This is a genomic window from Mesorhizobium sp. WSM4840, from assembly GCF_055811755.1.
In genome coordinates, this window is the sequence record NZ_JBVVQD010000124.1 from 1 (window position 1) to 655 (window position 655).

The window sequence follows — 655 nt, forward strand, 5'->3', positions numbered from 1 at the left end:
CGCCTTGCGGACGTTCAAGAAGTTGACGGAGTTCCTTCCGCTTCTGACGCAATTCCGACACTGAACACCCTGACTTAGGCTGATGGTTGTTCCGATTTAACGTTAGCCCCGCGATGTTTGGTCGACAGCGGGCGGGTCTTCACAACCTAAGACGGGATGGTCATGTCAAACGAACTCAGCTTTTACATCGATGGTGAATGGGTGGCCCCGGCCGGGCCCCGTCGTCTCGACGTCATAGACCCCTCAATCGCAGAGGCGTTCGCGGAGATCGCGCTGGGAACCGTCGAGGATGTGGATTACGCGGTCGCCGCCGCGCGTCGCGCTTTTCCGGGTTTCGCGTCGACGAAAGTCGTGCAGCGCGTGGAACTCATCGGAAGGATAATCGACATCTTCAAACGGCGAAGCGGTGACCTCGCCGTCGCTGTCTCGCGCGAGATGGGTGCGCCTCGTCAGTTCGCGCTCGCGGAACAAGTGCTAGGCTGCGTCACCTCGATGCAGGACATCGCGAACGCGTTGCGCGTCTTTGAATTCAATGAGGCCAGAGGACGCTCGCTCATCGCTAGGGAGCCGATCGGCGTCGTCGGACTGATCACCCCGTGGAACTGGCCGCTTAGCCAGATCGTGCTGAAAGTCGTACCGGCGCTGGCGGCCGGCT

1 protein-coding gene is annotated in these 655 nt (G+C 60.6%); it reads left to right on the plus strand.

Going from position 1 to position 655, the window contains the following annotated elements; translation table 11 throughout:
* Positions 1-162: 162 nt before the first annotated feature.
* Positions 163-655: aldehyde dehydrogenase family protein (locus AC0L3I_RS36975; RefSeq protein WP_473530238.1), on the plus strand; the 493-nt coding region annotated here is incomplete at its 3' end.